Consider the following 26471-nt stretch of genomic DNA (forward strand, 5'->3'; position numbering starts at 1 on the left):
GCTGGGAACGGCGTCATGGTCGCGTTTCAGGCGCGATCACAAAGCCAGGTTCGTGACCTTCATGGCGCAGCGCTGGCCGCAGGCGGCTCCGACGATGGGCAGCCTGGTTTTCGTCCGTTATACGGCCCCCACTTTTATGTAGGCTATCTTCGTGACCCGCACGGCAACAAGATCGCGCTGTTCTCCAGTGACCCTAATGAACCTGGGCGCGATGAATTACACGGAAGCTGACATTCGCCCCACGCGCAGCATTAGCAAACTTTGGGCTCGAACCGGACCTTAGCCGCACCTGCACAAACCGTGCCAAAAAGGAGGGTTTTTGGAACGCAACTGAATAGCGGCTGTGCGGACAAAGCGACACCTATGCCGCCCAACATTCAGCCTTTCAATCAACCTCAGCCCTCGAAGTGGCGTGACCAGATTTCTGTGCGTTTCGCGTCGCGCACTTCGTATTCGCGTATCGCGCGGGTAAGGTCGCCAACTTCGTCTGTTTCTTTGTCAGCCGCTATGTCTGTTAGCCGCATAGTATACCAAGCAGTTATCCCGCCCTCTGGCGCATCCGAAAATCTTGGAAAGGATGGTTCTGGCATTTGGTTTTCCATCCACAGATTGGGAAGGCTCGGCGCAAGAACAAGCGCACGGGCGAGACCCACGACATCAACCACACCGCTCCTCACTGCGTCTTCTGCTTGCGCTCGTGTTTTGAAACCGCCGGTCAGCATAAGAGGCTTGGAGGTTTTGGTTCTTGCACGTTTGGCAAACTCGATAAAATACGGCCCGCGCCCCGCTCCATCTGAGGCAGCTTTCGCGCCGGGAAAGTAGGTCCCACCGCTGATGTCGATAAGGTCCACGGAGGAGGCGTCTAAAGCCGCGACAACCTCAAGAGCATCATCTTCATCAAGTCCGCCGACCAATTGATCCGAGGAGTTGAGTTTTACCGCAATAGGAAAGTCGGGACCGACTTCCTTACGCACTGCTTCAATGGATTGAAGCAACAGTTTCATACGGTTGGCGATTGTCCCGCCGTATTCATCACTGCGTTTGTTAAATAACGGCGATAGAAATTGACTGAGTAGAAAACCATGTGCCGCGTGGATTTGCACGCCACCAAACCCTGCTTGTTGGGCCAGCTTTGCGGTCTTGGCGAAGTCCAAAGGAAGTTGTCGAATTTCGTCCAGCGACATCCCTTCACATTGCAGGTCGGGCAAGTCGAGTTCGCTTGGCCCTTTCGGATTGCTGATTGGGCGATACGCAAGCGCACCAGCATGTCCAAGTTGCAGCCAAAACAGCGCGCCGTTTCTGCTGCCGTGTTCTGCAAGAGACTCGAATTTTGACATGTCAGAGTTCACGTCCAACACCAGATTTCCGGGCTTTTCGGCAAAGTTGGGCGAGGGTTGCACCTCCCCAATAATCGACACGGCCAGCCCCCCATCGGCCCATCGTTTGTAAAGGCGATTTTGTTCAACGGTGGGGGTGCCTGTGCCATCGCCCAATGAGTCGGACATTGCAGATTTGGCAATCCGGTTTTTCAGGATCACACCGCAAGGCAGTTCCAACGGATCAAACAGAGCATCCTCTTGTTGCATTAGAATGGCCCCTTCAAATTTTGGCTACTGACGACACCTTCATGAAAAAGCATGGCGGGGCAACCTTGTGTAAGTGTGGGCTCAAACCAGTCATTAGCTGCACCTGCACGATGTTCCAAAAACCACCGTTTCTGGAACGCTTCCTTGCATCTAGGTAGATTACGTCGCTGGTTGGATCGAAACTTTCAATCCGAGCGCCTTCGTAACCTTCATCACGGTTGCCAGCGTCGGGTTTCCTTGACCGGATAGCGCTTTATTCAACCCCACCCGGCTCATGCCGACCTCACCTGCCAGCGCGGTCATATTGCGCGCACGGGCCACGGCTCCAAGGGCGCGGGCTATGTAAGCTGGGTTGTCTCCACCCTCCTCCATGACCGCCTCAAGATAGGCGGCAATATCCTCCTCGGTTTCGAGGTAATCTGCTGTGTCGTAGCGGGCAAAAGTCACGTCTTCCATCGCTCAATCCTTCCAGTGATCCGCTAGTGCCTTGGCTTGTCTGATGTCAGCATCTTGGGTGGATTTGTCGCCGCCACAGAGCAGGACAATCAGCACTTTGCCGCGCGTCATGTAGTAAACCCGGTAGCCGGGGCCGTAGTTGATACGCAGCTCTGATATGCCGCCGCCAACGGGTTTCGCGTCACCGGGGTTCCCCACAGCCAGACGGTCCAGCCTTGCAGCGATGCGCATTTTTGCACGTCGATCCCGTAGGCCTGACAACCAGCCGTCAAAAATACTGCTTCGGATCAGCTCAACCATATGACAACTATAGTTTCATCGAGAAAAATTGACAACTATAGTTGTCATATATTTCTACGAAAACCATGTTCAGATCCGGCTCTGGCTTTTGCAGAAGCTGACGAACACCGTTTCGATGTTCTTTGCACCCAGCTTGATCCCTTTCTGCGCACAGAACGACCGGAACGCATCGGCGATCTTACCGTGATCCCAGTTGCAATTCTCACTGGCCAGCTTGGCCCATGGATCGGTGTATTTGACGCTTCCAGATTCAGGGAAGGCCAGCCGCTCCTTGGCTTCTGCCCGCCTGCCTTTACGGGCAACCGAATGGGCTTCCTGTTCCTTCTTGGCGTCTTCAAGCGCTTCTTTGATTTCCCATGCCAGTTCGATTTCGGTGGTCTTGCGGCGTTCCCGTTTTGTGATGCGGTAGCTGACACGGAACCGGCTCGATTGACTGACCTCATCAATAGCGACATCGAGAGCTTTAACTCTGAAATCGCTCCATGCTTCAAGTTTGCCTTTCTGGACGCCAAGACGGGCGCGGAGCTCTTCCACCGTGAACCGCTCCATCTGTCGTTCACGAGCCGCACGGAACGAAATCATCTCATGCAAACGATGGGCATAGCGCGAGGACATGGCGAGGCCGGCACGATAGTCCAGAATGGCATAGAGGTTAGATTGCTCAACAATCTTGCGAAACTCAGCGTCGAATTGATAACGCAGTTTCCCGTGGCCCTCGTCCATGTCCACACGACCAACGGCTATCAGGCCGTAAATGGCAGTATGTCCTTCAGCGTTGTTCACATGGCGCATGGTCACGCTGCGCAGTTCCTCAAAGAGCCGCACCACGTCTTCGTGGGTCAAGTTGCGAAAGCCCTTCACCTGCTTGAACGTCGCCAATGGCAGCTCGTGCCACTGATCTTCGGCGATCTTGCCGCCTGCATTTTTCATCAGCACATCTTGCAGCTTGAGCGCCTGCAAACTGGGTGGATTGCGTAAGGCGCGCTCGCTGTACTGCCCATCGGCCAGTTCACCCGCCTTGCTCAATTTAGCAGGGTCACGACTGTTCGATTCCGCGCTGTTTACTGCATATCCCATACCGGCTTTCATGCCTGACTTTTTATCAGAGTCAATAGTCAGGGTAGTCCCGAAAAGTCAGGTATAGAGTCCCGAAAGGTCAGGTTTAGGTCCCGAAAAGTCAGGTCTAACTCGATTAACCTATTAAATTCATGTAGTTACAGGTCCTTGAAATAGAGAAACCTATAGAAATAAGGGAACTGCGTTCCTCTTGTTAAAATAGTGAGGTGGATTTGGGTCTTTTGGTAAACTCGTTCTCATAGCCACCCATGCAATGCCCATCGTCACACGCAATGTTGCGGACTTTGAGCCGACAGGTGTTCAAATCATCAATCCGTGGGAGTCGATGCCATAGTGGCAAGCAGCCAGACGGATTTCGCCCGCCTATTCGGTTGGCTGCTTGATCCACGATGCGCAGTAGACGCCGTTATTGTCAGCTTCGAGGACAGTGCCGCTCATATCACCACAGAAGTCTTCACCGCTGGATGAGCGTAGGAGTTCACCGACTTCGGCGAGACGCGCCTTTTGAATGTTCCCGTTTGCCCACCAGTAACCGCCGAATAGGCCAAGAGCGGCTGTGAGCGCCGCTACGAGGGCCAACATGCCCATTCTGCGCCACTTGCCCTGCTCGTGGGCCTCCATGACGCGTAGCAGCCGCTCTGCGGCGCTGTGGAAGGCAAGGCTGGCCTTTTGCTGTGCGTCGGCGGCTGCATCGACTTTGTGGGAGATGCCAACGGACATCGTCTGCATATCATCGGCAGCCTTTGCCGCCGCGTTCAATGCTGCGCGGTCCTCCCGCATGGCCTTGTCGAGGATGGCGGCGATTTTCTTACCGTTGGTCTCCCAGTCGGTGTTTTTGACCACCGTTGCCATGTAGGTGCGTGCCTCCTTCACGGAGGCAGATGTTGCCACCGCTTTGTTCTGCACGTCGATCAGTGTGGTGGTGTTCTCTACCGTGACGAAGACAAAGGCTGCCGTTGCGAGGCTCAAAATAGAGGGAAGCGATAGCAGGATATGTGGCGTGTAATACAAATTCGTCTTGGCGCGTTTTGGAGGGTGAGAGGTAGCAGGATATGTGCCTTGCAAGACACTTTTCGTTTTAAGCGGAAAGTGACCCTGATCGGGCGCACCAATTCGCCCAAGAACACGCGGTCTGATGCGCGATAGCCACGAAGTTTTCTGAACGCTGGACACTCAAGGAAGCGGGCCTCGCGACAACATGCCAGAGGGTCGAAGTGGAGCGCTGCGGTGGAGGGTCGCAATTGCAGGATATGCGTACTGTTAACCAAAATTGCATTTTGGCCTCCGTACTGTGTTCAAACCCGCCCCGCTCAGCGGGGTGATTTCCCGAAGTAAGGGGCGGTCCGCGACCGCCGCGAGCGCGTACCGCGCCGCCGAGCGTGTGCGTGATGCGCGCACCGGCGAGGTGCACGACTACACCCGCAAGGATGGCGTCCTTCACACCGAAATCCTCGCCCCGGAGCATGCCCCGGACTGGGCGCGGGATCGCTCGTCGCTGTGGAACGCCGTCGAGGCTATCGAGCGACGCAAGGATGCGCAGGTCAGCCGCGAGGTGCGCGTGGCCCTGCCCTCCGAGCTGACGCCAGAACAGAACCGCGATCTGGTGCGCGGGTTCGTTCAGGCGCAGTTCGTCGCCCGCGGGATGGTCGCTGACATCGCCCTGCACGCCCCGGGGCGTGAAGGGGATCAGCGGAACCATCATGCGCATATCATGCTGACCACTCGCGAGATTGGCCCCGAGGGGTTCGGTGCCAAGAACCGCGACTGGAACGCCAAGGAGCTGCTGGTGGACTGGCGCTCGTCCTGGGCCGATCACGTCAACCAGACCCTTGAGCGCTGCCACGTCCACGAGCGGGTGGATCACCGCACGCTGGAGGCGCAGCGCGAGGAAGCGCTTGAGCGGGCCTATGCGGCTGAGCGCAATGGCGACGAGCGGGGCCACGTTGCTGAGATGGCGCGGGCCGTCGAGCTGGACCGCCCGCCCCTGCCCGATGTTGGCAGCCCGGGGCTGGAGCATGATGCGGCGCGGCATCGCCACACCGGCCTCCGATCGTTGGCAGGAGGTGCGCGAGATTGGCCTTCAGGTCCGCGAGGTGGCGCGGGAGTTTCAGGCGCAGGCCCGCGAATGGCTGGAGCGGGCGTTAGACCGGGTGCAGGATCGCGCGGCAGCGCTTGGACTTACCCGCGCCCCGGAGACGGCGCTGGAGCGGCTGCAGGCCGCCCGTGCACCGCGTAGGGCTGAGGAGAGGCCGCAGACTGCCCTTGAGCGGCTACAGGCCGCGCGGGAGGGGCGCGGCGAGGACCGAAGTGCGCAGATCCAGCGCAACGTTGAGAGCGCCGGCGCGAACCTGACGGAGCAGGACCGGGAGCGAGAGCGGGTACTGGAGCGCGAACGCGTTTTGGAGCGGGAGAGGGCCATCGAGCGCGAAGGCCCGGATTATAGCATTTGAGGACGCTTACCATATTACCTGAAGCTGGATGCTCGGATCGCATGTGGGAATTTCTTCCTTTGGCTCAGGACCCATTAGTTCGGATGAAGCTGCGCCCCCTCCCTGATTAAAACCTTCCGACCAAGGGGGGATTAATGAGCGATATGTATTGGCTGAGCGAGGCTCAAATAGAACGGCTCCGACCGTATTTTCCGAAGAGCCATGGTCTGCTGGGCGTTTACGAATGTCGTATCACCGGCGGCATTGATCTTAATCAATCGCAACGGTTTGCGCTGGCATGATGCACCGCTAGAACTGGCATAGATGTTCGCACTGCCAGGTAGAGGGCTTTAGGGCGCAGGTGTTAGTTCCAGTTGCCCTTGAGTAGTTGTTCCAATATCGCGCATACAAGCGGATATAGAGGCGCCGCGAGAGAGGGCGAGGAAATATGCGAGACATCGAGTTAAAAGTGGATGGTGCCCGCGTAACGATCGACTTTACGCACGCGAACCTAAGCACGGGAACGCTTTTGGAGCGGGCAGAAGAGATTTTACCACTGCTTTGTTCACTTATCGAGGCAGACGATGCATGTCTTCAGCTCACCAGCGGCGACTTGGAAAACCGTTTACGCGGCTACTTGGCGATGAATATGGTGTGTCAACATGCGACACAAAAAGCTATAGAACAGGCGATACTATTGCGAAAGATCGCGGATGGAAGCGAAGCCATCGCTGACCATGGGTTTCCTGAGTTTAGTGACGGCCAATCGCTCGATGTTTAACCTTCACCTCGGTCTACCAGGAATTATTCCTGACTTGCTTCATTCCGTTTCGCAGCCTGGGATACTCATGAGCGAAGGCCTGCCGCAGGTTCTTTCTCGGCAACTCTGGCGGGAACAGTTCCGCGGGTTGATCAATGCCAAACGGAAAGAGGCAATGGTCGATGTCTCCGCATGGCGCAAAATTGAAACGGCAATCGCCAGTTTGTCTGTTCATGGAACCGTTGCCGCAAGTCAGCACTCACTACTTGGCGGGGCGGAAGACTGCTTTTGGAAACAATCCGTTCTGCCATATACTAAGAACCGGATTGGACGAATCTCGGATATTTTTACAGACGTACCCGTGACCTTTCATCTAACCATACAAGGTCAGTTTGATTATCTTTATGAAGTTGTGAGCCGGATGCCGGAAGGTAAAGGCTTTCCTGAGCCGCGCATTACGCCCTCATGGGCGCAACTTGTGCGTCGGATTAGGACAGCCGCACCGCGCAGTCGAATTGTAGTCTGGGATTTTGAGCACCCAGAGAAAGTCACGCTCGCATTCCTTATAAGTCTGCTTGATACAACAGATGACAAGATAATTGACGCCTTGGAAAAATATCTTTTAAATATCCCACAGCCTTCTAAAACTCTCCTGAGCAACCACAAAATCACTGGAATTTCACAAAGCTGGATCGATAAGTTGGACTTCCAGTATGAGCGTGATCTAGCAGAGATAAGTTGTATGGAAAATGTTTCTCTCATTCTTCCTGAGAATGTCCCGGAAGAGTTTCATCGATAAAGTTGAGGTTTCTTTCAGGCGGATATAGAGACGATTTTATAAAACTGATCAAAGCTGGCTAATAACCACGGGTTCTCTGAAAAGCAGCTGACTACAAGCAATCAACGCGGCTCATCAAAAAAGGACCACGTGTCTTCAAATCCAGGTACTGTGACTTCTCGCTCCTTTCTTGTCCTATCCATCCGCGTAAATACGTTGGCAGATGACTTCACACGCAAAAGTAGTTCCTGAAGTACGAGACCTGCAACATCGTCGCGCATGGCGAGGTTGAGTGCCAACGCGTTGGTGTTCAGCAGCAAGTCAGTGCCTCCGACGGAATAGCGGTCAAGCCCGGAGAATTTGTTAGGCGTTTGAGGTTCTAAATCCGAATAGTTGGCGTCCTGTTCAAGACCCTCGATCGCCCGCTCGCCTTCGTAGATTTTCATCATATTTGCATAGAAATAGCCGCTGGCCCCGATCATCCGCTGTGCTTCGTTTTGGCCATGATCGAGAAAAGTCTGTAAAGTGGAGATCAGCCAACGCGTGGTCAGCTCGTTCACCAGCAGAATGCCACATTCAGCCCAAATGCGGTGAAAGAGGTACTTTGCCTTTTCTGTATGATCGGTATCACGGCGGAGGTAACTGATCGTCAGGGCATTCAACTTTGACAGCTGTGATTTTCCCCGCAGGTGGTAGTCCAGAAGTCGTGACTGGTCCCGTATATCAATTCGTGACACTTCTGGTAGTGTCGCGTCGGCAGGTAGGAAGTCGAACAGGTAGTCTTCAAGCTTCACATCGCGTTCCGGAAGGATGTCGTCTATCTGCTGTCGATTAACTCTGCTCTGTGCCCTTCGCACCAGTTCAGGAAGTGCTAAAGCTGCAGGCTGTTCCGACAGGCTATGGCCGGCGGCAGTCTGATCAGTACTGATCTTCGGAGACCAGCCTTCCATTACAAGCGTTTTGGTAAACCAGGCAGTTGATTTAAAAGAGGACAGAGCATTAACCCGCTCCAGAAACCTTAGTTTCTCCAATGTAGGCGACGAGTTACTGTTTTCAGGTTGGTGGGCCAAACGCAGTAATGGATTACCCGCAATTTCCAAAATTTTTCTGACCCCAGCATCCGGCACTTTACTGTACGGAGCGGTTATAAAGCTTTCTCCAAAGGTCTCTCGGGGCTTTTCCAACTTTGAGTCCCAAGTAGTTATCTCCTCCAAGTGTTGTTGGAAGTCTCCGAAGGTACTGAAAAACGTCCGGTGTTTGAGGTGCTGATGGTAACAACTTTGCAACCACTCCTGAATATCTCGTTCAAAGAAGACGAACGTGACATGATGTGGCTTTAAGGACCGGGCGATAATCCGCAAATTTTTTGTCAACCTGGGGTAAACAACCTTTCGGCGGGAACGGCCCGGCAAATCACCGCAAAAATCCTCTTGGCTCAATAAAACTGTATTGGCAGTGGTTGATGAGATTTGCTGTGAAACCGTGCGCAAAGTGGCCTCGGCTTCGTCAAATCTCTCCTGAAGGAGCATGATCGCCGCTTTATGGGTATCATCGCCATGGATCAGTGAAATTCCTGCCCGCTCAAGTTCTAATCGATTGTCCGTCAAGCACTTCTGGATTGCTGTGGATCCAGTTTTGTGAGGACCGATATGAACGATTACGCGCTTTGCGGTGATCTTGGTGTCAGTCACACCAGATATCCATAGCCCGGACTGCAAAAGCTTGATTCAGCGCACGGTATTCCTCAAGCATTGGCTCGGTCCGTAGAGCGGAGCCCATCGCCCTCAGCCACGATCCCGGTTCAGCCATTGTTGGGCTGTGCTGAAAAGTCTCGAACTTATCGTTATAGGGCAGGCATATCACTTTTCGGCCAAGCAACTGTGCCCAATAGACTCCATGATAGGAGCTCGTAACAACCGTATCTCCCGATGCAATAAACTCTATGACCTCCCGCAGCGGACGCATCGAATTCGTCATTATTGGAATATCAGGCGGCAGCTCTTCGGGACCTCGTTTCTTACGATGTACATATGCGACCACATCATGCGTGGCAGGGCCAACCCGGTCGAACAGTGGTGACAAACAGCTTGCACAAGGCACGAAGCTAAACTGCTCTCGCCGGTCATAGTTGCGTGTTCCAAACGCCGCAAAGCACTCGGCCAATTCCGTAACAAGTTGGTTTCGTCGTCCTAGGGGGGGTAACCCGACACCCCATGCCACTGCCTTTGCGCGCGGGTTATGATCGTAGATAGAAGCAAGAGCTTCACTCATCTGCGAGAATATCTGCCCACCCCCAATGACCACGGCATCGACATGATGGGATGGCCTCGACCCAAGAGGAATATTTTGAAATTTAGTTGGCCAGAGATACTGCGCCGGACCACACATCTGATCGCCAACATTGTCAGCTTCGCTGTGGAAGATGTTGATGATTGTGTCCAAGGGCATAGCTGCACAATTACCCCCTATAGATACCAGCGTAAATAGGGCAGTTTCAACCGGTTGTCTCACCACCCCAACCTTGGAGGTGCAGATGACGGCGGGAACCTAGCGGTCAACCATGCAGTCAGAGGAAGTGTCAGATCTTCTATCTTGGTGGTCATGTCAGGATAACTAGGTTCTGCACACCTGACTTTAGGGCCGTTCCCAAAACCCTCGTTTTTGGAAGGGTTTATGCAAGCGCAGTGAAAGCTCACTTTGTATGCAGAACGGGCTGCAGCGGCATCTCTCCAAAGGTCTGCTATCTATGAGATAGAATTAGCGCAGATTAACGCAATTGGTACGCTTCAGTTTCGTAATTCGCGTTATAAATTACGGTCGTCAATTGGCATCAACGGCTGCTGACAGCAAAGGAATCCTGAAGATGAAGGTAGTGGTGCCGCTTTCGCAGGTTACTTCGATCCGGCCATTGTGTGCTGTTGCGATGGACGACGCGATATAGAGACCAAGTCCAAGCCCCTCTCCGGCTGCATGCGCGCCGCGCCGAAACGGATGAAAGAGATCTTGTCGCAGTTCATCAGGTACGGCCGCGCCGCTATTAGCAACGCTAATCTCAATGCCATTTGCGTCTATCAGACCCCGCACGCTAATCAGTGCGCCGGGAGTTCCGTGGCGAACAGCGTTCGACATAAGGTTAGAAATCGCTTGGGCGACGCGGGGCGCATCGCAGCTAACAGGCCGATCTAACTGTAGTTCGAGTGCTATCTCATGATCCGGACACGCCGCTCGGACTTCCTCGACGACTTGCGTAATGGCCTCAGCCAATGGAGCGTCGGGCTCAGCAGAAATACGTATGCCGCCGCCTAACCGCGCCTTGGCATGCAGCATAATGTTGTTGATCAGATCATTCATTCGGCGCAGCGAGGAGCGCATTAATGGAAGGACCGTTTGAGCCTTTTCCGACATTGGTTCTCGGTCGAGTATCCGAAAACCGGCATCAAGCGCCGCCACTGGATTGCGAAGGTCATGTCCAAGGACTGCAACAAACTCTTCCTGAATGCGGCTTAACTCCCTCTCGTGGGAGACCATTTGTTCTTGTGCTTCCAGTCGTTCCTCAGTCTCAAGGCTCCGACCAATAATATCGGCAAACATCTCCAACATTGCCACTGCACGTGAATGTTTTACATCGCGCGGCTCAGTATCGATAGCACATAGCGTGCCAAAGAAAGTTCCATCACTGCGATAAATTGGGATTGAGGCGTAACTTACAATCCCAAACTTAGCTGCAATTGGATGGCCACCGTAGACATCATCTGTTGCCGCATCGTTAAACAAGACCTTGTGAGATGTATCGCGAACCGACTGGCAAAAAGTCGATTGGATTTCAATTTCGTCACCCGATGACAAACCAAAATTGACTTCATCAATAGTGCGACATGCAACCCAGCGATCAGCGGTAACGCGCGCGACAGCCGCAAATCGCATATTTGTGGCCAGCATAACAGTTTCAAGAACAGTGCCTATCAAAGCGCTGTTCGCCAGCTTCTCAATATCAGCTTGGAAGTTGTGCGTTCCCTCTAAGTATGCAGCGTGATCTTGTATGACTGCTTGCTGGGATGCTCTGGCACTCATTCCGGTATCCTTCCGCTTTCCACTACGGCAACAGTGGCTTTTGACTTGCATAGAAAGGTGATGTCTGCATGCCGATAATTTAATATACCTTGAGAGATCAACATAATTTTACGACGCGACTCAACATTAGCGAAAGCTTGGCAGGTCGCCTCGGTGGTCTGCCCACCGGACCTTAGGTCGCACCAAAAACGGCCATTTTTTGCATGACTGCAAAACGCCCAGATTTGTGCAGCCATTAACCCCGTTCAAAAACTGAGTTGGTTGTTGAAGGATTTTGGTGATTTTCGCACTAAACGCCCCTTATCCGCGACCATAGCGACCTTCTGGGTTTCTCCCCTGCCCCATCAGGAGGCGCAAGACGCGCAAGTGATTGCGCCTGTTGCTTCCAGTCAGCTTTGTCCGCTTCTAAACGTTCTATCGTCTCCATGGCTGCATTAAGTTTGACCTGCAACACACTGATTTCAATGCTGCTTTCAACATTGTTCGGTGTGGTCAAATTTGACTGGTCAACATGTGTCTCACTTACACGAGACTTGTAGACGCGCGTTAACTCCGACTGGTCAATCTCCCACGCTCCTTGACCATCTTTACTGGCCGATAACTTGCCCTCTTTAAGGTGTTTCATGAGGGTTGGGCGAGAAATCTGATAGTGTTTGACCGCTTCCCTTACACTTACTTTTCCCACTGTTATCACCCCTATATTCACCCTGTTAAAGGTGGTTATTTTTTCTGTTAAGTTGACCATAGAGCTTTACAGGGCGCGCGGTCAATTTTGCATGAGGTTGAACTTGATCTTTCAGGCCCGCCTGATGGTGTTTGCGCTAACCTTGAAGATACGTGCCAGCTCTGCAATGCCACGTCCCTCTACGTCACGCATACGCGCGACCTCCACGCGGCGCTCCAACGATAGGGCAGGGGGTCTGCCACCTAGTCGCCCCCGCTTACGGGCGGCAACTAAACCTTCTTTGGTTCGCTCGGATATCCGTTCTCGTTCGAACTGGGCGATGGACGCGAACACGTGAAAGACCAGCCGTCCTGCCGGCGTTGTCGTGTCGATGTCTTCAGCCAAGGACCGGAACCCTGCGCCCTGGCACCGTATCGCCTCAACGATGCTTAAGAGGTCCTGCAAGGATCGGCTTAGGCGGTCGTACTTGGTCACTACTACCACATCGCCGTCACGCAACTGCTCGATCATGCGGTTCAGCTCAGGACGGGCTCTTTTCGTACCGGATACCTTTTCGGAGAAGATGCGCTCAGCGCCCGTCGCCTCGAGGGCGGAGATCTGGGCATCCAGGTGCTGCTCTTCTGTCGAAACACGCGCGTAACCGATGATCATTGATCTGACCCTTCCAAAAACCTTCAACAACTAGTTGGGTTTTGAACGGGGTTTGTGGCAGCGTCAATCGAGGCGGTTTGCATATGTTCCAAAAACGGCCGTTTGTGGCACCGCGCAAAGGGCCGGTGTGCGGACAAAGTGAGCTTTCGCTGCGGCTACTACAATGACAGCTTCCGATTGTGCTATTCTGTCATCGACACGGTGATCCCACCATCAACGCCGAACTACTTGGAGGAAAGCCTCAATATGATAGCTTACGTCACCGTTGGAGCAGACGACATCGCGAAGGCAGAGCGCTTCTACTCGGCGTTCCTCCCAACTCTGGGCTACGGGCTCGAAGAGTATCAAGGAGACCTGAGCTACATCTTGCCTACAGTGCCAGGTCAGCCCCCCGTTCAGCCAGATTTCTACGTCAAATCCCCCTTCAATGGGCAATCTGCGTCGGCTGGGAACGGCGTCATGGTCGCGTTTCAGGCGCGATCACAAAGCCAGGTTCGTGACCTTCATGGCGCAGCGCTGGCCGCAGGCGGCTCCGACGATGGGCAGCCTGGTTTTCGTCCGTTATACGGCCCCCACTTTTATGTAGGCTATCTTCGTGACCCGCACGGCAACAAGATCGCGCTGTTCTCCAGTGACCCTAATGAACCTGGGCGCGATGAATTACACGGAAGCTGACATTCGCCCCACGCGCAGCATTAGCAAACTTTGGGCTCGAACCGGACCTTAGCCGCACCTGCACAAACCGTGCCAAAAAGGAGGGTTTTTGGAACGCAACTGAATAGCGGCTGTGCGGACAAAGCGACACCTATGCCGCCCAACATTCAGCCTTTCAATCAACCTCAGCCCTCGAAGTGGCGTGACCAGATTTCTGTGCGTTTCGCGTCGCGCACTTCGTATTCGCGTATCGCGCGGGTAAGGTCGCCAACTTCGTCTGTTTCTTTGTCAGCCGCTATGTCTGTTAGCCGCATAGTATACCAAGCAGTTATCCCGCCCTCTGGCGCATCCGAAAATCTTGGAAAGGATGGTTCTGGCATTTGGTTTTCCATCCACAGATTGGGAAGGCTCGGCGCAAGAACAAGCGCACGGGCGAGACCCACGACATCAACCACACCGCTCCTCACTGCGTCTTCTGCTTGCGCTCGTGTTTTGAAACCGCCGGTCAGCATAAGAGGCTTGGAGGTTTTGGTTCTTGCACGTTTGGCAAACTCGATAAAATACGGCCCGCGCCCCGCTCCATCTGAGGCAGCTTTCGCGCCGGGAAAGTAGGTCCCACCGCTGATGTCGATAAGGTCCACGGAGGAGGCGTCTAAAGCCGCGACAACCTCAAGAGCATCATCTTCATCAAGTCCGCCGACCAATTGATCCGAGGAGTTGAGTTTTACCGCAATAGGAAAGTCGGGACCGACTTCCTTACGCACTGCTTCAATGGATTGAAGCAACAGTTTCATACGGTTGGCGATTGTCCCGCCGTATTCATCACTGCGTTTGTTAAATAACGGCGATAGAAATTGACTGAGTAGAAAACCATGTGCCGCGTGGATTTGCACGCCACCAAACCCTGCTTGTTGGGCCAGCTTTGCGGTCTTGGCGAAGTCCAAAGGAAGTTGTCGAATTTCGTCCAGCGACATCCCTTCACATTGCAGGTCGGGCAAGTCGAGTTCGCTTGGCCCTTTCGGATTGCTGATTGGGCGATACGCAAGCGCACCAGCATGTCCAAGTTGCAGCCAAAACAGCGCGCCGTTTCTGCTGCCGTGTTCTGCAAGAGACTCGAATTTTGACATGTCAGAGTTCACGTCCAACACCAGATTTCCGGGCTTTTCGGCAAAGTTGGGCGAGGGTTGCACCTCCCCAATAATCGACACGGCCAGCCCCCCATCGGCCCATCGTTTGTAAAGGCGATTTTGTTCAACGGTGGGGGTGCCTGTGCCATCGCCCAATGAGTCGGACATTGCAGATTTGGCAATCCGGTTTTTCAGGATCACACCGCAAGGCAGTTCCAACGGATCAAACAGAGCATCCTCTTGTTGCATTAGAATGGCCCCTTCAAATTTTGGCTACTGACGACACCTTCATGAAAAAGCATGGCGGGGCAACCTTGTGTAAGTGTGGGCTCAAACCAGTCATTAGCTGCACCTGCACGATGTTCCAAAAACCACCGTTTCTGGAACGCTTCCTTGCATCTAGGTAGATTACGTCGCTGGTTGGATCGAAACTTTCAATCCGAGCGCCTTCGTAACCTTCATCACGGTTGCCAGCGTCGGGTTTCCTTGACCGGATAGCGCTTTATTCAACCCCACCCGGCTCATGCCGACCTCACCTGCCAGCGCGGTCATATTGCGCGCACGGGCCACGGCTCCAAGGGCGCGGGCTATGTAAGCTGGGTTGTCTCCACCCTCCTCCATGACCGCCTCAAGATAGGCGGCAATATCCTCCTCGGTTTCGAGGTAATCTGCTGTGTCGTAGCGGGCAAAAGTCACGTCTTCCATCGCTCAATCCTTCCAGTGATCCGCTAGTGCCTTGGCTTGTCTGATGTCAGCATCTTGGGTGGATTTGTCGCCGCCACAGAGCAGGACAATCAGCACTTTGCCGCGCGTCATGTAGTAAACCCGGTAGCCGGGGCCGTAGTTGATACGCAGCTCTGATATGCCGCCGCCAACGGGTTTCGCGTCACCGGGGTTCCCCACAGCCAGACGGTCCAGCCTTGCAGCGATGCGCATTTTTGCACGTCGATCCCGTAGGCCTGACAACCAGCCGTCAAAAATACTGCTTCGGATCAGCTCAACCATATGACAACTATAGTTTCATCGAGAAAAATTGACAACTATAGTTGTCATATATTTCTACGAAAACCATGTTCAGATCCGGCTCTGGCTTTTGCAGAAGCTGACGAACACCGTTTCGATGTTCTTTGCACCCAGCTTGATCCCTTTCTGCGCACAGAACGACCGGAACGCATCGGCGATCTTACCGTGATCCCAGTTGCAATTCTCACTGGCCAGCTTGGCCCATGGATCGGTGTATTTGACGCTTCCAGATTCAGGGAAGGCCAGCCGCTCCTTGGCTTCTGCCCGCCTGCCTTTACGGGCAACCGAATGGGCTTCCTGTTCCTTCTTGGCGTCTTCAAGCGCTTCTTTGATTTCCCATGCCAGTTCGATTTCGGTGGTCTTGCGGCGTTCCCGTTTTGTGATGCGGTAGCTGACACGGAACCGGCTCGATTGACTGACCTCATCAATAGCGACATCGAGAGCTTTAACTCTGAAATCGCTCCATGCTTCAAGTTTGCCTTTCTGGACGCCAAGACGGGCGCGGAGCTCTTCCACCGTGAACCGCTCCATCTGTCGTTCACGAGCCGCACGGAACGAAATCATCTCATGCAAACGATGGGCATAGCGCGAGGACATGGCGAGGCCGGCACGATAGTCCAGAATGGCATAGAGGTTAGATTGCTCAACAATCTTGCGAAACTCAGCGTCGAATTGATAACGCAGTTTCCCGTGGCCCTCGTCCATGTCCACACGACCAACGGCTATCAGGCCGTAAATGGCAGTATGTCCTTCAGCGTTGTTCACATGGCGCATGGTCACGCTGCGCAGTTCCTCAAAGAGCCGCACCACGTCTTCGTGGGTCAAGTTGCGAAAGCCCTTCACCTGCTTGAACGTCGCCAATGGCAGCTCGTGCCACTGATCTTCGGCGATCTTGCCGCCTGCATTTTTCATCAGCACATCTTGCAGCTTGAGCGCCTGCAAACTGGGTGGATTGCGTAAGGCGCGCTCGCTGTACTGCCCATCGGCCAGTTCACCCGCCTTGCTCAATTTAGCAGGGTCACGACTGTTCGATTCCGCGCTGTTTACTGCATATCCCATACCGGCTTTCATGCCTGACTTTTTATCAGAGTCAATAGTCAGGGTAGTCCCGAAAAGTCAGGTATAGAGTCCCGAAAGGTCAGGTTTAGGTCCCGAAAAGTCAGGTCTAACTCGATTAACCTATTAAATTCATGTAGTTACAGGTCCTTGAAATAGAGAAACCTATAGAAATAAGGGAACTGCGTTCCTCTTGTTAAAATAGTGAGGTGGATTTGGGTCTTTTGGTAAACTCGTTCTCATAGCCACCCATGCAATGCCCATCGTCACACGCAATGTTGCGGACTTTGAGCCGACAGGTGTTCAAATCATCAATCCGTGGGAGTCGATGCCATAGTGGCAAGCAGCCAGACGGATTTCGCCCGCCTATTCGGTTGGCTGCTTGATCCACGATGCGCAGTAGACGCCGTTATTGTCAGCTTCGAGGACAGTGCCGCTCATATCACCACAGAAGTCTTCACCGCTGGATGAGCGTAGGAGTTCACCGACTTCGGCGAGACGCGCCTTTTGAATGTTCCCGTTTGCCCACCAGTAACCGCCGAATAGGCCAAGAGCGGCTGTGAGCGCCGCTACGAGGGCCAACATGCCCATTCTGCGCCACTTGCCCTGCTCGTGGGCCTCCATGACGCGTAGCAGCCGCTCTGCGGCGCTGTGGAAGGCAAGGCTGGCCTTTTGCTGTGCGTCGGCGGCTGCATCGACTTTGTGGGAGATGCCAACGGACATCGTCTGCATATCATCGGCAGCCTTTGCCGCCGCGTTCAATGCTGCGCGGTCCTCCCGCATGGCCTTGTCGAGGATGGCGGCGATTTTCTTACCGTTGGTCTCCCAGTCGGTGTTTTTGACCACCGTTGCCATGTAGGTGCGTGCCTCCTTCACGGAGGCAGATGTTGCCACCGCTTTGTTCTGCACGTCGATCAGTGTGGTGGTGTTCTCTACCGTGACGAAGACAAAGGCTGCCGTTGCGAGGCTCAAAATAGAGGGAAGCGATAGCAGGATATGTGGCGTGTAATACAAATTCGTCTTGGCGCGTTTTGGAGGGTGAGAGGTAGCAGGATATGTGCCTTGCAAGACACTTTTCGTTTTAAGCGGAAAGTGACCCTGATCGGGCGCACCAATTCGCCCAAGAACACGCGGTCTGATGCGCGATAGCCACGAAGTTTTCTGAACGCTGGACACTCAAGGAAGCGGGCCTCGCGACAACATGCCAGAGGGTCGAAGTGGAGCGCTGCGGTGGAGGGTCGCAATTGCAGGATATGCGTACTGTTAACCAAAATTGCATTTTGGCCTCCGTACTGTGTTCAAACCCGCCCCGCTCAGCGGGGTGATTTCCCGAAGTAAGGGGCGGTCCGCGACCGCCGCGAGCGCGTACCGCGCCGCCGAGCGTGTGCGTGATGCGCGCACCGGCGAGGTGCACGACTACACCCGCAAGGATGGCGTCCTTCACACCGAAATCCTCGCCCCGGAGCATGCCCCGGACTGGGCGCGGGATCGCTCGTCGCTGTGGAACGCCGTCGAGGCTATCGAGCGACGCAAGGATGCGCAGGTCAGCCGCGAGGTGCGCGTGGCCCTGCCCTCCGAGCTGACGCCAGAACAGAACCGCGATCTGGTGCGCGGGTTCGTTCAGGCGCAGTTCGTCGCCCGCGGGATGGTCGCTGACATCGCCCTGCACGCCCCGGGGCGTGAAGGGGATCAGCGGAACCATCATGCGCATATCATGCTGACCACTCGCGAGATTGGCCCCGAGGGGTTCGGTGCCAAGAACCGCGACTGGAACGCCAAGGAGCTGCTGGTGGACTGGCGCTCGTCCTGGGCCGATCACGTCAACCAGACCCTTGAGCGCTGCCACGTCCACGAGCGGGTGGATCACCGCACGCTGGAGGCGCAGCGCGAGGAAGCGCTTGAGCGGGCCTATGCGGCTGAGCGCAATGGCGACGAGCGGGGCCACGTTGCTGAGATGGCGCGGGCCGTCGAGCTGGACCGCCCGCCCCTGCCCGATGTTGGCAGCCCGGGGCTGGAGCATGATGCGGCGCGGCATCGCCACACCGGCCTCCGATCGTTGGCAGGAGGTGCGCGAGATTGGCCTTCAGGTCCGCGAGGTGGCGCGGGAGTTTCAGGCGCAGGCCCGCGAATGGCTGGAGCGGGCGTTAGACCGGGTGCAGGATCGCGCGGCAGCGCTTGGACTTACCCGCGCCCCGGAGACGGCGCTGGAGCGGCTGCAGGCCGCCCGTGCACCGCGTAGGGCTGAGGAGAGGCCGCAGACTGCCCTTGAGCGGCTACAGGCCGCGCGGGAGGGGCGCGGCGAGGACCGAAGTGCGCAGATCCAGCGCAACGTTGAGAGCGCCGGCGCGAACCTGACGGAGCAGGACCGGGAGCGAGAGCGGGTACTGGAGCGCGAACGCGTTTTGGAGCGGGAGAGGGCCATCGAGCGCGAAGGCCCGGATTATAGCATTTGAGGACGCTTACCATATTACCTGAAGCTGGATGCTCGGATCGCATGTGGGAATTTCTTCCTTTGGCTCAGGACCCATTAGTTCGGATGAAGCTGCGCCCCCTCCCTGATTAAAACCTTCCGACCAAGGGGGGATTAATGAGCGATATGTATTGGCTGAGCGAGGCTCAAATAGAACGGCTCCGACCGTATTTTCCGAAGAGCCATGGTCTGCTGGGCGTTTACGAATGTCGTATCACCGGCGGCATTGATCTTAATCAATCGCAACGGTTTGCGCTGGCATGATGCACCGCTAGAACTGGCATAGATGTTCGCACTGCCAGGTAGAGGGCTTTAGGGCGCAGGTGTTAGTTCCAGTTGCCCTTGAGTAGTTGTTCCAATATCGCGCATACAAGCGGATATAGAGGCGCCGCGAGAGAGGGCGAGGAAATATGCGAGACATCGAGTTAAAAGTGGATGGTGCCCGCGTAACGATCGACTTTACGCACGCGAACCTAAGCACGGGAACGCTTTTGGAGCGGGCAGAAGAGATTTTACCACTGCTTTGTTCACTTATCGAGGCAGACGATGCATGTCTTCAGCTCACCAGCGGCGACTTGGAAAACCGTTTACGCGGCTACTTGGCGATGAATATGGTGTGTCAACATGCGACACAAAAAGCTATAGAACAGGCGATACTATTGCGAAAGATCGCGGATGGAAGCGAAGCCATCGCTGACCATGGGTTTCCTGAGTTTAGTGACGGCCAATCGCTCGATGTTTAACCTTCACCTCGGTCTACCAGGAATTATTCCTGACTTGCTTCATTCCGTTTCGCAGCCTGGGATACTCATGAGCGAAGGCCTGCCGCAGGTTCTTTCTCGGCAACTCTGGCGGGAACAGTTCCGCGGGTTGATCAATGCCAAACGGAAAGAGGCAATGGTCGATGTCTCCGCATGGCGCAAAATTGAAACGGCAATCGCCAGTTTGTCTGTTCATGGAACCGTTGCCGCAAGTCAGCACTCACTACTTGGCGGGGCGGAAGACTGCTTTTGGAAACAATCCGTTCTGCCATATACTAAGAACCGGATTGGACGAATCTCGGATATTTTTACAGACGTACCCGTGACCTTTCATCTAACCATACAAGGTCAGTTTGATTATCTTTATGAAGTTGTGAGCCGGATGCCGGAAGGTAAAGGCTTTCCTGAGCCGCGCATTACGCCCTCATGGGCGCAACTTGTGCGTCGGATTAGGACAGCCGCACCGCGCAGTCGAATTGTAGTCTGGGATTTTGAGCACCCAGAGAAAGTCACGCTCGCATTCCTTATAAGTCTGCTTGATACAACAGATGACAAGATAATTGACGCCTTGGAAAAATATCTTTTAAATATCCCACAGCCTTCTAAAACTCTCCTGAGCAACCACAAAATCACTGGAATTTCACAAAGCTGGATCGATAAGTTGGACTTCCAGTATGAGCGTGATCTAGCAGAGATAAGTTGTATGGAAAATGTTTCTCTCATTCTTCCTGAGAATGTCCCGGAAGAGTTTCATCGATAAAGTTGAGGTTTCTTTCAGGCGGATATAGAGACGATTTTATAAAACTGATCAAAGCTGGCTAATAACCACGGGTTCTCTGAAAAGCAGCTGACTACAAGCAATCAACGCGGCTCATCAAAAAAGGACCACGTGTCTTCAAATCCAGGTACTGTGACTTCTCGCTCCTTTCTTGTCCTATCCATCCGCGTAAATACGTTGGCAGATGACTTCACACGCAAAAGTAGTTCCTGAAGTACGAGACCTGCAACATCGTCGCGCATGGCGAGGTTGAGTGCCAACGCGTTGGTGTTCAGCAGCAAGTCAGTGCCTCCGACGGAATAGCGGTCAAGCCCGGAGAATTTGTTAGGCGTTTGAGGTTCTAAATCCGAATAGTTGGCGTCCTGTTCAAGACCCTCGATCGCCCGCTCGCCTTCGTAGATTTTCATCATATTTGCATAGAAATAGCCGCTGGCCCCGATCATCCGCTGTGCTTCGTTTTGGCCATGATCGAGAAAAGTCTGTAAAGTGGAGATCAGCCAACGCGTGGTCAGCTCGTTCACCAGCAGAATGCCACATTCAGCCCAAATGCGGTGAAAGAGGTACTTTGCCTTTTCTGTATGATCGGTATCACGGCGGAGGTAACTGATCGTCAGGGCATTCAACTTTGACAGCTGTGATTTTCCCCGCAGGTGGTAGTCCAGAAGTCGTGACTGGTCCCGTATATCAATTCGTGACACTTCTGGTAGTGTCGCGTCGGCAGGTAGGAAGTCGAACAGGTAGTCTTCAAGCTTCACATCGCGTTCCGGAAGGATGTCGTCTATCTGCTGTCGATTAACTCTGCTCTGTGCCCTTCGCACCAGTTCAGGAAGTGCTAAAGCTGCAGGCTGTTCCGACAGGCTATGGCCGGCGGCAGTCTGATCAGTACTGATCTTCGGAGACCAGCCTTCCATTACAAGCGTTTTGGTAAACCAGGCAGTTGATTTAAAAGAGGACAGAGCATTAACCCGCTCCAGAAACCTTAGTTTCTCCAATGTAGGCGACGAGTTACTGTTTTCAGGTTGGTGGGCCAAACGCAGTAATGGATTACCCGCAATTTCCAAAATTTTTCTGACCCCAGCATCCGGCACTTTACTGTACGGAGCGGTTATAAAGCTTTCTCCAAAGGTCTCTCGGGGCTTTTCCAACTTTGAGTCCCAAGTAGTTATCTCCTCCAAGTGTTGTTGGAAGTCTCCGAAGGTACTGAAAAACGTCCGGTGTTTGAGGTGCTGATGGTAACAACTTTGCAACCACTCCTGAATATCTCGTTCAAAGAAGACGAACGTGACATGATGTGGCTTTAAGGACCGGGCGATAATCCGCAAATTTTTTGTCAACCTGGGGTAAACAACCTTTCGGCGGGAACGGCCCGGCAAATCACCGCAAAAATCCTCTTGGCTCAATAAAACTGTATTGGCAGTGGTTGATGAGATTTGCTGTGAAACCGTGCGCAAAGTGGCCTCGGCTTCGTCAAATCTCTCCTGAAGGAGCATGATCGCCGCTTTATGGGTATCATCGCCATGGATCAGTGAAATTCCTGCCCGCTCAAGTTCTAATCGATTGTCCGTCAAGCACTTCTGGATTGCTGTGGATCCAGTTTTGTGAGGACCGATATGAACGATTACGCGCTTTGCGGTGATCTTGGTGTCAGTCACACCAGATATCCATAGCCCGGACTGCAAAAGCTTGATTCAGCGCACGGTATTCCTCAAGCATTGGCTCGGTCCGTAGAGCGGAGCCCATCGCCCTCAGCCACGATCCCGGTTCAGCCATTGTTGGGCTGTGCTGAAAAGTCTCGAACTTATCGTTATAGGGCAGGCATATCACTTTTCGGCCAAGCAACTGTGCCCAATAAACTCCATGATAGGAGCTCGTAACAACCGTATCTCCCGATGCAATAAACTCTATGACCTCCCGCAGCGGACGCATCGAATTCGTCATTATTGGAATATCAGGCGGCAGCTCTTCGGGACCTCGTTTCTTACGATGTACATATGCGACCACATCATGCGTGGCAGGGCCAACCCGGTCGAACAGTGGTGACAAACAGCTTGCACAAGGCACGAAGCTAAACTGCTCTCGCCGGTCATAGTTGCGTGTTCCAAACGCCGCAAAGCACTCGGCCAATTCCGTAACAAGTTGGTTTCGTCGTCCTAGGGGGGGTAACCCGACACCCCATGCCACTGCCTTTGCGCGCGGGTTATGATCGTAGATAGAAGCAAGAGCTTCACTCATCTGCGAGAATATCTGCCCACCCCCAATGACCACGGCATCGACATGATGGGATGGCCTCGACCCAAGAGGAATATTTTGAAATTTAGTTGGCCAGAGATACTGCGCCGGACCACACATCTGATCGCCAACATTGTCAGCTTCGCTGTGGAAGATGTTGATGATTGTGTCCAAGGGCATAGCTGCACAATTACCCCCTATAGATACCAGCGTAAATAGGGCAGTTTCAACCGGTTGTCTCACCACCCCAACCTTGGAGGTGCAGATGACGGCGGGAACCTAGCGGTCAACCATGCAGTCAGAGGAAGTGTCAGATCTTCTATCTTGGTGGTCATGTCAGGATAACTAGGTTCTGCACACCTGACTTTAGGGCCGTTCCCAAAACCCTCGTTTTTGGAAGGGTTTATGCAAGCGCAGTGAAAGCTCACTTTGTATGCAGAACGGGCTGCAGCGGCATCTCTCCAAAGGTCTGCTATCTATGAGATAGAATTAGCGCAGATTAACGCAATTGGTACGCTTCAGTTTCGTAATTCGCGTTATAAATTACGGTCGTCAATTGGCATCAACGGCTGCTGACAGCAAAGGAATCCTGAAGATGAAGGTAGTGGTGCCGCTTTCGCAGGTTACTTCGATCCGGCCATTGTGTGCTGTTGCGATGGACGACGCGATATAGAGACCAAGTCCAAGCCCCTCTCCGGCTGCATGCGCGCCGCGCCGAAACGGATGAAAGAGATCTTGTCGCAGTTCATCAGGTACGGCCGCGCCGCTATTAGCAACGCTAATCTCAATGCCATTTGCGTCTATCAGACCCCGCACGCTAATCAGTGCGCCGGGAGTTCCGTGGCGAACAGCGTTCGACATAAGGTTAGAAATCGCTTGGGCGACGCGGGGCGCATCGCAGCTAACAGGCCGATCTAACTGTAGTTCGAGTGCTATCTCATGATCCGGACACGCCGCTCGGACTTCCTCGACGACTTGCGTAATGGCCTCAGCCAATGGAGCGTCGGGCTCAGCAGAAATACGTATGCCGCCGCCTAACCGCGCCTTGGCATGCAGCATAATGTTGTTGATCAGATCATTCATTCGGCGCAGCGAGGAGCGCATTAATGGAAGGACCGTTTGAGCCTTTTCCGACATTGGTTCTCGGTCGAGTATCCGAAAACCGGCATCAAGCGCCGCCACTGGATTGCGAAGGTCATGTCCAAGGACTGCAACAAACTCTTCCTGAATGCGGCTTAACTCCCTCTCGTGGGAGACCATTTGTTCTTGTGCTTCCAGTCGTTCCTCAGTCTCAAGGCTCCGACCAATAATATCGGCAAACATCTCCAACATTGCCACTGCACGTGAATGTTTTACATCGCGCGGCTCAGTATCGATAGCACATAGCGTGCCAAAGAAAGTTCCATCACTGCGATAAATTGGGATTGAGGCGTAACTTACAATCCCAAACTTAGCTGCAATTGGATGGCCACCGTAGACATCATCTGTTGCCGCATCGTTAAACAAGACCTTGTGAGATGTATCGCGAACCGACTGGCAAAAAGTCGATTGGATTTCAATTTCGTCACCCGATGACAAACCAAAATTGACTTCATCAATAGTGCGACATGCAACCCAGCGATCAGCGGTAACGCGCGCGACAGCCGCAAATCGCATATTTGTGGCCAGCATAACAGTTTCAAGAACAGTGCCTATCAAAGCGCTGTTCGCCAGCTTCTCAATATCAGCTTGGAAGTTGTGCGTTCCCTCTAAGTATGCAGCGTGATCTTGTATGACTGCTTGCTGGGATGCTCTGGCACTCATTCCGGTATCCTTCCGCTTTCCACTACGGCAACAGTGGCTTTTGACTTGCATAGAAAGGTGATGTCTGCATGCCGATAATTTAATATACCTTGAGAGATCAACATAATTTTACGACGCGACTCAACATTAGCGAAAGCTTGGCAGGTCGCCTCGGTGGTCTGCCCACCGGACCTTAGGTCGCACCAAAAACGGCCATTTTTTGCATGACTGCAAAACGCCCAGATTTGTGCAGCCATTAACCCCGTTCAAAAACTGAGTTGGTTGTTGAAGGATTTTGGTGATTTTCGCACTAAACGCCCCTTATCCGCGACCATAGCGACCTTCTGGGTTTCTCCCCTGCCCCCATCAGGAGGCGCAAGACGCGCAAGTGATTGCGCCTGTTGCTTCCAGTCAGCTTTGTCCGCTTCTAAACGTTCTATCGTCTCCATGGCTGCATTAAGTTTGACCTGCAACACACTGATTTCAATGCTGCTTTCAACATTGTTCGGTGTGGTCAAATTTGACTGGTCAACATGTGTCTCACTTACACGAGACTTGTAGACGCGCGTTAACTCCGACTGGTCAATCTCCCACGCTCCTTGACCATCTTTACTGGCCGATAACTTGCCCTCTTTTAAGGTGTTTCATGAGGGTTGGGCGAGAAATCTGATAGTGTTTGACCGCTTCCCTTACACTTACTTTTCCCACTGTTATCACCCCTATATTCACCCTGTTAAAGGTGGTTATTTTTTCTGTTAAGTTGACCATAGAGCTTTACAGGGCGCGCGGTCAATTTTCATGAGGTTAAACTGATCTTTCAGGCCCGCCTGATGGTGTTTGCGCTAACCTTGAAGATACGTGCCAGCTCTGCAATGCCACGTCCCTCTACGTCACGCATACGCGCGACCTCCACGCGGCGCTCCAACGATAGGGCAGGGGGTCTGCCGCCTCGTCGCCCCCGCTTACGGGCGGCAGATAAAACCTTCTTTGGTTCGCTCGGATATCCGTTCTCGTTCGAACTGGGCGATGGACGCGAACACGTGAAAGACCAGCCGTCCTGCCGGCGTTGTCGTGTCGATGTCTTCAGCCAAGGACCGGAACCCTGCGCCCTGGCACCGTATCGCCTCAACGATGCTTAAGAGGTCCTGCAAGGATCGGCTTAGGCGGTCGTACTTGGTCACTACTACCACATCGCCGTCACGCAACTGCTCGATCATGCGGTTCAGCTCAGGACAGCTATTGCGTACCGGATACCTTTTCGGAGAAGATGCGCTCAGCGCCCGTCGCCTCGAGGGCGGAGATCTGGGCATCCAGGTGCTGCTCTTCTGTGGAAAACCGCGCGTAACCGATGATCATCCAGTCGACCTTCCAAAAACCTTCAACAACTAGTTGGGTTTTGAACGGGGTTTGTGGCAGCGTCAATCGAGGCGGTTTGCATATGTTCCAAAAACGGCCGTTTGTGGCACCGCGCAAAGGGCCGGTGTGCGGACAAAGTGAGCTTTCGCTGCGGCTACTACAATGACAGCTTCCGATTGTGCTATTCTGTCATCGACACGGTGATCCCACCATCAACGCCGAACTACTTGGAGGAAAGCCTCAATATGATAGCTTACGTCACCGTTGGAGCAGACGACATCGCGAAGGCAGAGCGCTTCTACTCGGCGTTCCTCCCAACTCTGGGCTACGGGCTCGAAGAGTATCAAGGAGACCTGAGCTACATCTTGCCTACAGTGCCAGGTCAGCCCCGTTCCACAGGGATTTTTACGTCAAATCCCCCTTCAATGGGCAATCTGCGTCG

The 26471-nt window shown here is 53.8% G+C and carries 26 protein-coding genes and 5 pseudogenes; 11 read left to right on the forward strand and 20 right to left on the reverse strand.

Annotation, left to right across the window (positions count from 1 at the left end):
• Positions 1 to 231: pseudogene (locus SJY10_RS15965) on the forward strand (VOC family protein); the annotation flags it as partial.
• 164 nt (positions 232 to 395) lie between these two features.
• Here the strand turns inward: SJY10_RS15965 and SJY10_RS15970 are convergent.
• The 5 genes from SJY10_RS15970 to SJY10_RS15990 all read right to left on the reverse strand — a co-directional run bounded on the left by SJY10_RS15970 (position 396) and on the right by SJY10_RS15990 (position 4430).
• Positions 396 to 1586 (reverse strand): NADH:flavin oxidoreductase/NADH oxidase family protein, encoded by a 1191-nt coding sequence (locus SJY10_RS15970; protein WP_386684771.1) that lies wholly within the window; start codon positions 1584 to 1586, stop codon positions 396 to 398.
• A 159-nt stretch (positions 1587 to 1745) separates the two neighbouring features.
• Positions 1746 to 2042 carry an addiction module antidote protein gene (locus SJY10_RS15975; RefSeq protein ID WP_386684773.1) on the reverse strand — a complete coding sequence of 99 codons (297 nt, stop codon included), beginning with the start codon at positions 2040 to 2042 and terminating at the stop codon, positions 1746 to 1748.
• A 3-nt stretch (positions 2043 to 2045) separates the two neighbouring features.
• Positions 2046 to 2342: a type II toxin-antitoxin system RelE/ParE family toxin gene (locus SJY10_RS15980; protein ID WP_386684775.1), complete on the reverse strand. Its 297-nt coding sequence runs from the start codon at positions 2340 to 2342 to the stop codon at positions 2046 to 2048.
• Positions 2343 to 2411: 69 nt separating this feature from the next.
• Positions 2412 to 3431, reverse strand: coding sequence for a RepB family plasmid replication initiator protein (locus tag SJY10_RS15985; RefSeq protein WP_386684777.1), 1020 nt, complete (start codon positions 3429 to 3431; stop codon positions 2412 to 2414).
• 351 nt (positions 3432 to 3782) lie between these two features.
• On the reverse strand, positions 3783 to 4430 hold the full coding sequence (locus SJY10_RS15990) for a hypothetical protein (protein WP_386684779.1): 648 nt from the start codon (positions 4428 to 4430) through the stop codon (positions 3783 to 3785).
• A gap of 307 nt (positions 4431 to 4737) precedes the next feature.
• On the opposite strand from SJY10_RS15990, the gene mobQ (SJY10_RS15995) reads away from it, so the two are divergent.
• The 4 genes and pseudogenes from mobQ (SJY10_RS15995) to SJY10_RS16010 all read left to right on the forward strand — a co-directional run bounded on the left by mobQ (SJY10_RS15995) (position 4738) and on the right by SJY10_RS16010 (position 7407).
• Positions 4738 to 5655, forward strand: a complete 918-nt coding sequence (gene mobQ / locus SJY10_RS15995) for a MobQ family relaxase (protein ID WP_386684807.1) — start codon at positions 4738 to 4740, stop codon at positions 5653 to 5655.
• A gap of 348 nt (positions 5656 to 6003) precedes the next feature.
• A pseudogene (locus SJY10_RS16000) lies at positions 6004 to 6163 on the forward strand (IS5/IS1182 family transposase); the annotation flags it as partial.
• Positions 6164 to 6296: 133 nt separating this feature from the next.
• Positions 6297 to 6629, forward strand: a complete 333-nt coding sequence (locus tag SJY10_RS16005; RefSeq protein ID WP_386684781.1) for a hypothetical protein — start codon at positions 6297 to 6299, stop codon at positions 6627 to 6629.
• Positions 6562 to 7407, forward strand: coding sequence for a hypothetical protein (locus tag SJY10_RS16010; RefSeq protein WP_386684784.1), 846 nt, complete (start codon positions 6562 to 6564; stop codon positions 7405 to 7407). The genes SJY10_RS16005 and SJY10_RS16010 overlap by 68 nt, the downstream gene beginning before the upstream one ends.
• A gap of 101 nt (positions 7408 to 7508) precedes the next feature.
• Here SJY10_RS16010 and SJY10_RS16015 read toward each other — a convergent pair whose 3' ends face one another.
• The 5 genes from SJY10_RS16015 to SJY10_RS16035 all read right to left on the reverse strand — a co-directional run bounded on the left by SJY10_RS16015 (position 7509) and on the right by SJY10_RS16035 (position 12793).
• Positions 7509 to 9077 (reverse strand): hypothetical protein, encoded by a 1569-nt coding sequence (locus tag SJY10_RS16015; protein WP_386684787.1) that lies wholly within the window; start codon positions 9075 to 9077, stop codon positions 7509 to 7511.
• Positions 9070 to 9828 carry a polysaccharide pyruvyl transferase family protein gene (locus SJY10_RS16020; RefSeq protein WP_386684790.1) on the reverse strand — a complete coding sequence of 253 codons (759 nt, stop codon included), beginning with the start codon at positions 9826 to 9828 and terminating at the stop codon, positions 9070 to 9072. The genes SJY10_RS16015 and SJY10_RS16020 overlap by 8 nt, the downstream gene beginning before the upstream one ends.
• 378 nt (positions 9829 to 10206) lie before the next feature.
• Positions 10207 to 11457, reverse strand: coding sequence for an ATP-binding protein (locus SJY10_RS16025; RefSeq protein ID WP_386684793.1), 1251 nt, complete (start codon positions 11455 to 11457; stop codon positions 10207 to 10209).
• Positions 11458 to 11746: 289 nt separating this feature from the next.
• A complete protein-coding gene (locus tag SJY10_RS16030) occupies positions 11747 to 12202 on the reverse strand; it encodes a helix-turn-helix domain-containing protein (protein WP_386684796.1) in 456 nt (151 codons plus the stop codon).
• Positions 12203 to 12253: 51 nt separating this feature from the next.
• On the reverse strand, positions 12254 to 12793 hold the full coding sequence (locus SJY10_RS16035; RefSeq protein ID WP_386684800.1) for a recombinase family protein: 540 nt from the start codon (positions 12791 to 12793) through the stop codon (positions 12254 to 12256).
• A 138-nt stretch (positions 12794 to 12931) separates the two neighbouring features.
• Here SJY10_RS16035 and SJY10_RS16040 point away from each other — a divergent pair, with 138 nt between their 5' ends.
• Positions 12932 to 13468 carry a VOC family protein gene (locus SJY10_RS16040; RefSeq protein WP_386684802.1) on the forward strand — a complete coding sequence of 179 codons (537 nt, stop codon included), beginning with the start codon at positions 12932 to 12934 and terminating at the stop codon, positions 13466 to 13468.
• Positions 13469 to 13632: 164 nt separating this feature from the next.
• On the opposite strand, the gene SJY10_RS16045 is transcribed toward SJY10_RS16040, so the two are convergent.
• From SJY10_RS16045 to SJY10_RS16065, 5 genes are all read right to left on the reverse strand, one after another.
• Positions 13633 to 14823, reverse strand: coding sequence for an NADH:flavin oxidoreductase/NADH oxidase family protein (locus tag SJY10_RS16045; RefSeq protein WP_386684771.1), 1191 nt, complete (start codon positions 14821 to 14823; stop codon positions 13633 to 13635).
• Positions 14824 to 14982: 159 nt separating this feature from the next.
• The gene (locus SJY10_RS16050) at positions 14983 to 15279 is read right to left on the reverse strand and encodes an addiction module antidote protein (protein ID WP_386684773.1); all 297 of its coding nucleotides are present in this window, start codon (positions 15277 to 15279) and stop codon (positions 14983 to 14985) included.
• A gap of 3 nt (positions 15280 to 15282) precedes the next feature.
• Positions 15283 to 15579: a type II toxin-antitoxin system RelE/ParE family toxin gene (locus SJY10_RS16055; RefSeq protein ID WP_386684775.1), complete on the reverse strand. Its 297-nt coding sequence runs from the start codon at positions 15577 to 15579 to the stop codon at positions 15283 to 15285.
• 69 nt (positions 15580 to 15648) lie between these two features.
• A complete protein-coding gene (locus SJY10_RS16060) occupies positions 15649 to 16668 on the reverse strand; it encodes a RepB family plasmid replication initiator protein (RefSeq protein ID WP_386684777.1) in 1020 nt (339 codons plus the stop codon).
• Between the two features lie 351 nt (positions 16669 to 17019).
• On the reverse strand, positions 17020 to 17667 hold the full coding sequence (locus SJY10_RS16065; RefSeq protein ID WP_386684779.1) for a hypothetical protein: 648 nt from the start codon (positions 17665 to 17667) through the stop codon (positions 17020 to 17022).
• A gap of 307 nt (positions 17668 to 17974) precedes the next feature.
• On the opposite strand from SJY10_RS16065, the gene mobQ (SJY10_RS16070) reads away from it, so the two are divergent.
• The 4 genes and pseudogenes from mobQ (SJY10_RS16070) to SJY10_RS16085 all read left to right on the forward strand — a co-directional run bounded on the left by mobQ (SJY10_RS16070) (position 17975) and on the right by SJY10_RS16085 (position 20644).
• Positions 17975 to 18892, forward strand: coding sequence for a MobQ family relaxase (gene mobQ, locus SJY10_RS16070; RefSeq protein WP_386684807.1), 918 nt, complete (start codon positions 17975 to 17977; stop codon positions 18890 to 18892).
• A 348-nt stretch (positions 18893 to 19240) separates the two neighbouring features.
• A pseudogene (locus SJY10_RS16075) lies at positions 19241 to 19400 on the forward strand (IS5/IS1182 family transposase); the annotation flags it as partial.
• Between the two features lie 133 nt (positions 19401 to 19533).
• Positions 19534 to 19866, forward strand: a complete 333-nt coding sequence (locus SJY10_RS16080) for a hypothetical protein (protein ID WP_386684781.1) — start codon at positions 19534 to 19536, stop codon at positions 19864 to 19866.
• Positions 19799 to 20644, forward strand: a complete 846-nt coding sequence (locus SJY10_RS16085) for a hypothetical protein (RefSeq protein ID WP_386684784.1) — start codon at positions 19799 to 19801, stop codon at positions 20642 to 20644. Before SJY10_RS16080 ends, SJY10_RS16085 begins: the two co-directional genes overlap by 68 nt.
• A 101-nt stretch (positions 20645 to 20745) precedes the next feature.
• Here the strand turns inward: SJY10_RS16085 and SJY10_RS16090 are convergent, their stop codons facing one another.
• The 5 genes and pseudogenes from SJY10_RS16090 to SJY10_RS16110 form a co-directional block, all read right to left on the reverse strand.
• A complete protein-coding gene (locus SJY10_RS16090) occupies positions 20746 to 22314 on the reverse strand; it encodes a hypothetical protein (protein ID WP_386684787.1) in 1569 nt (522 codons plus the stop codon).
• Complete coding sequence (locus tag SJY10_RS16095) at positions 22307 to 23065, reverse strand: polysaccharide pyruvyl transferase family protein (protein WP_386684790.1); 759 nt, start codon at positions 23063 to 23065, stop codon at positions 22307 to 22309. The genes SJY10_RS16090 and SJY10_RS16095 overlap by 8 nt, the downstream gene beginning before the upstream one ends.
• Before the next feature lie 378 nt (positions 23066 to 23443).
• Positions 23444 to 24694, reverse strand: coding sequence for an ATP-binding protein (locus tag SJY10_RS16100; RefSeq protein ID WP_386684793.1), 1251 nt, complete (start codon positions 24692 to 24694; stop codon positions 23444 to 23446).
• A 245-nt stretch (positions 24695 to 24939) separates the two neighbouring features.
• Positions 24940 to 25191 (reverse strand): hypothetical protein, encoded by a 252-nt coding sequence (locus tag SJY10_RS16105; RefSeq protein WP_386684805.1) that lies wholly within the window; start codon positions 25189 to 25191, stop codon positions 24940 to 24942.
• A 299-nt stretch (positions 25192 to 25490) separates the two neighbouring features.
• A pseudogene (locus SJY10_RS16110) lies at positions 25491 to 26029 on the reverse strand (recombinase family protein).
• Positions 26030 to 26166: 137 nt separating this feature from the next.
• Here SJY10_RS16110 and SJY10_RS16115 point away from each other — a divergent pair.
• A pseudogene (locus SJY10_RS16115) lies at positions 26167 to 26471 on the forward strand (hypothetical protein); the annotation flags it as partial.

It is taken from the genome of Loktanella sp. R86503, from assembly GCF_042466455.1.
Classification (GTDB): Bacteria; Pseudomonadota; Alphaproteobacteria; order Rhodobacterales; family Rhodobacteraceae; genus Loktanella.

Excerpts from the sequence above, each read along its gene's own strand:
- SJY10_RS15985 (WP_386684777.1), bottom strand. The coding sequence starts at position 3,431 with ATGAAAGCCGGTATGGGATATGCAGTAAACAGCGCGGAATCGAACAGT.
- SJY10_RS15980 (WP_386684775.1), bottom strand. The coding sequence starts at position 2,342 with ATGGTTGAGCTGATCCGAAGCAGTATTTTTGACGGCTGGTTGTCAGGC.
- SJY10_RS16010 (WP_386684784.1), top strand. The coding sequence starts at position 6,562 with ATGGAAGCGAAGCCATCGCTGACCATGGGTTTCCTGAGTTTAGTGACG.
- SJY10_RS16060 (WP_386684777.1), bottom strand. The coding sequence starts at position 16,668 with ATGAAAGCCGGTATGGGATATGCAGTAAACAGCGCGGAATCGAACAGT.
- SJY10_RS16030 (WP_386684796.1), bottom strand. The coding sequence starts at position 12,202 with ATGGTCAACTTAACAGAAAAAATAACCACCTTTAACAGGGTGAATATA.
- SJY10_RS16025 (WP_386684793.1), bottom strand. The coding sequence starts at position 11,457 with ATGAGTGCCAGAGCATCCCAGCAAGCAGTCATACAAGATCACGCTGCA.
- SJY10_RS16055 (WP_386684775.1), bottom strand. The coding sequence starts at position 15,579 with ATGGTTGAGCTGATCCGAAGCAGTATTTTTGACGGCTGGTTGTCAGGC.
- SJY10_RS16085 (WP_386684784.1), top strand. The coding sequence starts at position 19,799 with ATGGAAGCGAAGCCATCGCTGACCATGGGTTTCCTGAGTTTAGTGACG.
- SJY10_RS16045 (WP_386684771.1), bottom strand. The coding sequence starts at position 14,823 with ATGCAACAAGAGGATGCTCTGTTTGATCCGTTGGAACTGCCTTGCGGT.
- SJY10_RS16050 (WP_386684773.1), bottom strand. The coding sequence starts at position 15,279 with ATGGAAGACGTGACTTTTGCCCGCTACGACACAGCAGATTACCTCGAA.
- SJY10_RS16035 (WP_386684800.1), bottom strand. The coding sequence starts at position 12,793 with ATGATCATCGGTTACGCGCGTGTTTCGACAGAAGAGCAGCACCTGGAT.
- SJY10_RS16005 (WP_386684781.1), top strand. The coding sequence starts at position 6,297 with ATGCGAGACATCGAGTTAAAAGTGGATGGTGCCCGCGTAACGATCGAC.
- SJY10_RS15970 (WP_386684771.1), bottom strand. The coding sequence starts at position 1,586 with ATGCAACAAGAGGATGCTCTGTTTGATCCGTTGGAACTGCCTTGCGGT.
- SJY10_RS15975 (WP_386684773.1), bottom strand. The coding sequence starts at position 2,042 with ATGGAAGACGTGACTTTTGCCCGCTACGACACAGCAGATTACCTCGAA.
- SJY10_RS16100 (WP_386684793.1), bottom strand. The coding sequence starts at position 24,694 with ATGAGTGCCAGAGCATCCCAGCAAGCAGTCATACAAGATCACGCTGCA.
- SJY10_RS16080 (WP_386684781.1), top strand. The coding sequence starts at position 19,534 with ATGCGAGACATCGAGTTAAAAGTGGATGGTGCCCGCGTAACGATCGAC.